Annotated in this window: 7 protein-coding genes; all 7 read right to left on the reverse strand. The window is 72.4% G+C overall.

From position 1 onward, the window contains the following. Positions 1 to 36: 36 nt before the first annotated feature. Entirely contained in the window at positions 37 to 510 is a 474-nt protein-coding gene (gene moaC, locus KD1_RS15075) for a cyclic pyranopterin monophosphate synthase MoaC (RefSeq protein WP_281177627.1), read from the reverse strand. Beyond that, entirely contained in the window at positions 507 to 1931 is a 1425-nt protein-coding gene (locus tag KD1_RS15080) for a molybdopterin molybdotransferase MoeA (RefSeq protein WP_068403286.1), read from the reverse strand. The genes moaC and KD1_RS15080 overlap by 4 nt, the downstream gene beginning before the upstream one ends. Further along, positions 1928 to 2779: a HesA/MoeB/ThiF family protein gene (locus KD1_RS15085; RefSeq protein WP_217995908.1), complete on the reverse strand. Its 852-nt coding sequence runs from the start codon at positions 2777 to 2779 to the stop codon at positions 1928 to 1930. The genes KD1_RS15080 and KD1_RS15085 overlap by 4 nt, the downstream gene beginning before the upstream one ends. Further along, on the reverse strand, positions 2776 to 3234 hold the full coding sequence (locus KD1_RS15090) for a molybdenum cofactor biosynthesis protein MoaE (protein ID WP_245627432.1): 459 nt from the start codon (positions 3232 to 3234) through the stop codon (positions 2776 to 2778). Before KD1_RS15090 ends, KD1_RS15085 begins: the two co-directional genes overlap by 4 nt. Continuing rightward, the gene (locus KD1_RS15095) at positions 3227 to 3484 is read right to left on the reverse strand and encodes a MoaD/ThiS family protein (protein WP_245627433.1); all 258 of its coding nucleotides are present in this window, start codon (positions 3482 to 3484) and stop codon (positions 3227 to 3229) included. Before KD1_RS15095 ends, KD1_RS15090 begins: the two co-directional genes overlap by 8 nt. Beyond that, positions 3481 to 4596 carry a GTP 3',8-cyclase MoaA gene (gene moaA, locus KD1_RS15100; RefSeq protein ID WP_245627434.1) on the reverse strand — a complete coding sequence of 372 codons (1116 nt, stop codon included), beginning with the start codon at positions 4594 to 4596 and terminating at the stop codon, positions 3481 to 3483. Before moaA ends, KD1_RS15095 begins: the two co-directional genes overlap by 4 nt. After that, the coding region (locus KD1_RS17110) for a DUF6457 domain-containing protein (RefSeq protein ID WP_174521120.1) at positions 4593 to 5355 on the reverse strand (763 nt) is incomplete at its 5' end. The genes KD1_RS17110 and moaA, both read right to left, overlap by 4 nt.

A 5355-nucleotide genomic window follows, 5' to 3' on the forward strand; every position in this document is an offset into this window, starting at 1 on the left:
CGGATGGTCGCGGGCCGGCGATCCCGCGCGAGGGGCTCAGGTGCCGGGCCTGGTCCAGTCACCGGAGCGACCGCCGGACTTCGCGACGATCATGCAGTCTCGGATGGCGACGGTCCGGTCGATGCCCTTGAGCATGTCGACGACATTGAGCGCCGCCACCGTCACCGCGGTCAGTGCCTCCATCTCGACACCGGTGCGGTCGGCGGTGCGGACCGTGGCCCGCAGGAGCACTCGGTCCTCGGCGAGCGTCACCTCGACGTCACACCCATGGACTCCGATGACGTGGGCCAGGGGCAGGAGGTCGGGTGTCCGCTTGGCGGCTTGGATGCCCGCGATCCGCGCGAGGGCGAGCACGTCTCCCTTGGGCACCCGTCCCTGGCTGAGCGCCGCCATCGTCGCCGGGGCACAGGTCACCGCCCCGACGGCCGTCGCCTCGCGCCGCGTGGGCGTCTTGGCCGTGACGTCGACCATGTGGACCGTTCCGTCTGGTCGCTGATGCGGCAGGGTCACGGCCAGATCCCCTCAGCAGCGGAGGAGGGGACGCGCGTGGAGGTGGCGTGCGTGGAGGTGGCGTGCGTAGAGGTGGCGTGCGTAGAGGTGGCGTGCGTGGAGGTGGCGCTGGTGGGGATGACCTCAACGATGTCGCCGGGCACCACGTCGGCAACGTCGGGCGGCACGTCCCCCAGACAGTTCGCCAGGTGCAGCGACGCGATGAGGTGCGACCCGGATCCGAGCCGATGAGCCGCACTCGCCTGCAGGCCCGCCTCGCCACGCGTCACCGCCAACGGTATGTACTGGCGCTTGCCCGCCGGTGAACTCCACCCGTGCACGACCCGCACCGGAACCGTCCGACGCTCCGCCTGCGGGTCGAGCCCGGCCAACACGGCGAGCACCGGACGCGCCAGCACGTGGAAACTGACGAAGCTGCTCACCGGATTGCCCGGCAGCGCCAACAGCGGCACCAACCGGCCACGGCTGTCGGCCACCCGACCGAACCCCTGCGGCTTGCCGGGCTGCATCGCCACGCGTGTGAACTCGACTCCGGCCCGGGCAGCGAGGGTCGAGTCGGACTGCGACGGGTCGCCGCCAGCAGGAGCCTCGTCGGCGCGGCCCAGACCCTCGAGCGACTGGCGCACGACCTCGAACGCACCGACCGAGACTCCGCCCGTGGTGATGACCAGGTCGGCCTCGTCGAGGGCCGCGCGCAGCACCCGGCCGAACTCATCGGCGGTATCGGCCACCCGTGCGACGCGCGTCACGACCGCACCCCACTCCTGCGCCAGCGCCGCCAGTTGGGGCCCGTTCGAATCCGGGATCTGGCCGGGGCCGAGGGCCACCCCAGGCGCCACGAGCTCGTCACCGGTCGAGATCACCGCCACGCGCGGTCGCCGGTACACCGCGACCTCACCGTGGCCGGTCGACACCGCCGCCGCGATATGCGCCGGGCCCAGACGCGTCCCGGCGACCAGCACCGACGCGCCGGGCTGCAGGTCCTCACCTTCGCGGCGGATGTGACGTCCCTGCATCGGACGTTCGGTCAACCGGATCGTCGTCGGAAGGCGGGCAGGTCCGGCTGGTTGGTCCGTCTGCTCGACGGGCACGACCGTGTCCGCACCGGCCGGTAACGGCGCACCGGTCATCACGCGCTGCGCGGTCCCGGGCTCCAGAGCCGTCGACGCAGCGCCGGCCGGGACATCACCGGACACGGGCAGCACCAAGGCGTTGTCCGGCAGCCCGGCCACGTCGGCGAACCGCAGCGCGAACCCGTCCATCGCGGAGTTGTCGAACGGCGGCACAGGAAGCACGGCGGTGACGTCGGCGGCGAGCACGCGGCCGAGGCTCACCTCGACGGGGACCACGTCGATCGCCAGCGGCTCGACGACGGCCATCATGCGGGCGATCTGGTCATCGACGGAACGTAGCCGGCTCATGAACGGCCCCCTTCCTGCGGAGCTTCGACCTGCGGAGCATCTACCCGCGGCGCATCGACCCGTGGCCGGGCGTGATCGAGCACCTGCATGGCTGGCCGGAACGCGTTCCCCACCGCCACCCGACCCAACAGCGGGCGACCGACTCCGGCGAGCAGCTTGATCGCCTCGGCACTCATCGTCGACGCACACTGGCCGACAGCCGGCGCGAAGACACCGATCTCGGTCGAACCGGGCACGCTCCCCGGCGGTGGCGGAGCGCCGTGCAGGTCACGCCAGCCGACCCGCGGCCAGGGCGTCGGCGCCTGGCTCCAGAACGCCGCGACCTGCCAGTCGCCCGCGACGATCGTGCCGAGGACCAGCGGCACCCCACTGGCCTGGCACCAGTCACCGACGAGGTACTTCGTGGCGAACGTGTCGGAGCATTCCACGACGAGATCCGGGCGCGGGTCGAGGGCGTCGAGCACCTCGACGGTGATCCGCGGCAGCTCGACGAGTTCGACGTCGGAGTTCAGCCCGGACAACCGCGCCACCGCCGACGCGGACTTCACCTCGCCGAGATTGGCCTCCCCGTGCAGCACCTGACGCTGGAGGTTCGAGAGGTCCAGGCGGTCCGGGTCGCTGAGCAGGATCGTTCCGACCCCGGCCGCGGTGAGGTATTGCAGCACCGGCGAACCGAGCCCACCGGCGCCGACCACGAGCACCCGCGCTGCGGCGATCCGCTCTTGGCCGGCCTCGCCGATGCCCTGGATGAGCAACGTACGCGCGTGTCGCTCGCGCTGCGACTCGGTCAGCGGCCGCGGCTGCCGGGCCAGCGGGATGGCCAGCGCGGTGTCCGGCAGCTCAATCACAGTCCTGTCCACCCGGCCGTCCCGTCGCTGAAGTGTTGGTGTTTCCAGATCGGCACGCGGGCCTTGACCTCCGTGATGAGGCGCTCCATCGTCGCGAACGCCTCGGCTCGATGCTCCCCGGCCACGGCAGCCGCCAGCGCGATGTCGCCGATGGCCAGATCGCCGATCCGGTGCGCGACGGCGAGCGCGTGGATGCCGGGCACGTCCGCGAACTGCGCGACCACGGCGGCGAGTTCGCCCTGCGCGGTCGGGTGGGCCGAGTACGCCAACGCCACCACACCCCGGCCCTCGTCGTGGTTGCGCACCACCCCGGCGAACGTCACCACGGCACCACAGCGCGGATCGTCGACGAGCGCGGCCAGCGCGGCCGGGTCAAGCACCTCGGTGGTCACCTCGGCGTGCACGCACCGCGCCGGCCGATCAGCCGGGCTCGCCGGCACCTGCGGCTCAGCCACCGGCGAACGGCGGCAGGTAGTGGACCTCGCTGCCATCCTGCAGCCGCGCCTGCTCCGGGTCCGCCACCCGAGCCCCGTCGAGCAACACGCTGCACCGACCGAGCACGCCGTCGAGCGCCGGGTTGTCGGCCACCAGGTGGGTGGTCAGCGCATCGACCGTGCCACCGGCGGGTGGGGTCAGGGTCGTGCTGTCCATACCAGCTGCCTCAGCGGCGCCGGCGAAGAACGCAACGGTGATCGTCATGGTCATCCTCCGATTCTGCTCATGGTGCGGCCGGGCGCCGCGAATCCTTCATGGTCGAAACCGTGCCTGCGCGGCTTGCCCCACATGGCCTCCTGCCAGCGACGCGCGACCGCCTCGTCATCGGCACCGGAGCGCAGCAACTCGCGCAGGTCCGTCTCACGCGCGGCGAACAGGCACGACCGGATGCTGCCATCCGCCGTCAGTCGGGTCCGCGTACACGACCCGCAGAACGGCTCGGTCACCGACGCAATGAGGCCGACGTGCCCGTCCGGAAGCCCGTCGGCGCTCACGGCCGTCAGTTCGGCCGGAGCGCTCCCGCGCGGTTGCGCCCCGTCGGCAAGGGTGAACCCGCCGTCGGTCAGCGCGTCCCGCAGCATCTGCGCGGTGACGACCGTGGACCGGTCCCACTCCTCGGGCGGGCCGATCGGCATCTGCTCGATGAACCTCAGCTCGAATCCGCGCTCGAGGCAATGCCGCAAGAGTGCCGGAGCGTCGTCGCGGTACCACCGCGCGATCGGCACGGCGTTGACCTTGACCGGGCGCAGGCCCGCCGCTGCCACGGCATCGAGGGAGCGCAGCACGTCGGCCAAGCGGTCCCGGCGGGTGATCGCGGCGAACCGCTCGGGGTTGAGCGAATCGACCGAGACGTTGACGCGATCCAGCCCGGCAGCGATCAGGTCGGGCAGCCGTCGGTCCAGGCCCAGCCCGTTGGTGGTCAGCGAGAGTCCGGGTCGACGACCCTCGGGCGAGCGGAGCGTCGAGGCGTGGGCCACGATGTCGGCCAAACCCTTGCGCAGCAACGGCTCACCGCCGGTGAACCGGATGTCGGTCACGCCGAGCCGGGTGACCGCGATCGACAGGAGGCGACCGACCTCGGCGTCGCTGAGCAGCGTCTCGCCCGGCAGCCACTCCAGCCCCTCGGCGGGCATGCAGTACGTGCAGCGCAGGTTGCAGTGGTCGGTCAACGAGACCCGCAGGTCGGTGGCGATGCGGCCGTGCCGATCGGGTAGGCCGGTCAACGCTGCTGGAGCCGTCGACCTGCCGCCCCGGGTGAGCGGTGCCGCGGTGGTGGGCGTTGGCCGGCGGCTGGTCGGGGTCTCGAGGGACACGCGCTTCACGACGACCGCTCCATCACCGTGGTGGGGTCGGCGGTGGTGGGGTCGGCGGTGGACGCCAGCGTGGCCTCGATGCGGGTGCACACGTCCTCCAACGAGACTCCGCCGTGGTCCTGCCCTGGCCCCCGCCCGAGCGCGAGCCCGACGATGAACGCCGAGATCGGAGCCATCGAGCGCTCCAGTCCCTCGGCCACGCGACCCGTCAGGGTGTGGACTCGGTCGACGTCGACAAGGCGCGGGTCGACCCCGACGGTCGCGCACGCCTGAAGGATCCACGGCTCCAGCTCGGTGGCGTAGTTCGCCGCCTGGGTGACCGGCGGTCGCGAGCGCTTGCCTCCCGCGGGCGTGCCCTCCGCAGACGGGCCCCCCGCACGACGCTCCTGCTCACGCGCGTGATCGGCCGGGGTGTCGATGTCCTCGGTCTGCAGCCCCGCCGTCGGCACCTCGGTCAGCGACAGGGGAGCCAGCAGCGAGCGCACCGACCGGTCCACCGGGCTGCCCAGCGCCCGCGCCGCGGCCGCGAGGGACGACGTGCGGACCACCACCGACAGCCACTCGCGCGTCCCGTCCGGGTGGGTCAACACCGCTCCGTCGCGGCCCTCACCCACCTCCGGCACCGACGCCACCGCGGCCGTCAGCGCGGCGACCAACCCGGCCGCGCCCGGAAGGTCGCACGCCAGCACCAGGGTCCACTCCGGAACAGGTTGGCCTGAATCACTGCCTGAATCGCCGCCCAGCGCCTCGAGCCCCGCCACGATGCCA

Source organism: Kribbia dieselivorans NBRC 106261, from assembly GCF_001552435.1.
Classification (GTDB): domain Bacteria; phylum Actinomycetota; class Actinomycetes; order Actinomycetales; family Dermatophilaceae; genus Kribbia; species Kribbia dieselivorans.

Coding starts and splice junctions, on each gene's coding strand:
- KD1_RS15080 (WP_068403286.1), bottom strand. CDS start 1,931: ATGAGCCGGCTACGTTCCGTCGATGACCAGATCGCCCGCATGATGGCC.
- KD1_RS15095 (WP_245627433.1), bottom strand. CDS start 3,484: ATGACCATGACGATCACCGTTGCGTTCTTCGCCGGCGCCGCTGAGGCA.